1 protein-coding gene and 1 pseudogene are annotated in these 1,259 nt (G+C 72.8%); both read right to left on the bottom strand.

The genetic code is table 11. From position 1 onward, the window contains the following. On the bottom strand, positions 1-1,128 hold a 1,128-nt coding region (locus JMF90_RS37540), incomplete at its 3' end, for a molybdopterin molybdotransferase MoeA (protein WP_201326388.1). Continuing rightward, positions 1,125-1,259: pseudogene (locus JMF90_RS37535) on the bottom strand (sulfurtransferase FdhD); the annotation flags it as partial. The pseudogene JMF90_RS37535 and the gene JMF90_RS37540, both read right to left, overlap by 4 nt.

Here is a 1,259-nt window from a genome sequence, read left to right as displayed (position 1 = left end):
GGCCAGCACCAGCGACTGCAGCGTGCCGGCGCCTTGCTGGCGCAGCGTGTCGAGCACCGGCGCGCCGTCGGCGCCTACCGTACAGCGCACGCGCACGAAGCGCTCGCGCTGGGCATCCGGCTCGAAGCCGGTGTCGATCGGCAGCGACGGCACGCCCGGCAGGTACGCGTCGCGTCCCTGCAGGCGGCGGATCAGCGGCGCGACGAACAGCGCGAACGTCGTCATCGCGGCGCCCGGATTGCCGGGCAGCAATACCACGGGCCGCGCATCGAGCGCCGCGAGCGCGACCGGCTTGCCTGGCTTCATGCGCACGCCCGTGACGATGAACGATGCGCCGAGTTCAGTCAGCGCCGGACGCAGCAGATCCTTGTCGCCGACCGACGCCCCACCGACGCAGATCACGAGATCGCACTGCGCGTGCACGTCGCGCAACGCCCGATCGACGGCGGCCGCCGTATCGGCCGCGTGCAGGCTCAGCGCGACGTCGGCACCGGTTCCGGCGACCAGCGCGGCGAGCATCGGCGCGTTGCTGTTGTAGATCTGCTGCGGCGCGCGCGGCTGGCCGCATGCGACCAGCTCGTCGCCGGTCGTCAGGATGCCGACGCGCAGCGTCGCACGCACGTCGATCCGCGCGAACCCTTGCGCGGCGGCCACGCCGACGTGCATCGCGCCCAGGCGCACGCCGGCCGGCACGAGCAGATCGCCGGCGCGTACTTCCTCGCCACGGCGGCGGATGTGCGACCCGCTGCGCTGGGGGGCGTCGAACGTGACGTCGCCCGCCTGTTCGTGCGCATGCTCCTGCATCACGACCGTGTCGGCGCCGGGCGGAATCAGGCTGCCGGTGAAGATGCGTGCGGCCGTGCGCGGCGCGAGCCGCGCGGGCGTGTCGCCGGCATAGCAGCGCTGCGCGACGCGCAGCGGCTCGCCGTGCGCGAGGTCGGCGTGCCGCACGGCGTAGCCGTCCATCGCGGTCTGGTCCGCCGGCGGCTGGTCGAGCACCGCGGTCAGCGGCGCGGCCAGTATGTGACCTGCCGCTTGTGGGAGCGGCACGGACGCGGCGGCCTCGAGCGGCGCGAATGCGCTGGCGAATTGCTGCTGCGCGGTATCGAAATCGAACAGGTGTTTCATGAGGAGTGGGCCGGCTGCGCCGGTGCAGGCGATGGATCGAGATGAACGGCGGCGGGCGACACGTATTCGACGAAGCCGTCGTTGCGGCAGAAGCCGAGCAGCCGCACGCCGGCTTCGCGGGCGACGTCGAT

Source organism: Burkholderia sp. E168m23 (assembly GCF_016586125.1).
Lineage (GTDB): Bacteria > Pseudomonadota > Gammaproteobacteria > Burkholderiales > Burkholderiaceae > Burkholderia > Burkholderia orbicola.
The sequence above is the reverse complement of the archived record's forward strand: the minus strand, read 5'-3'. Positions and strand labels throughout refer to the sequence as shown.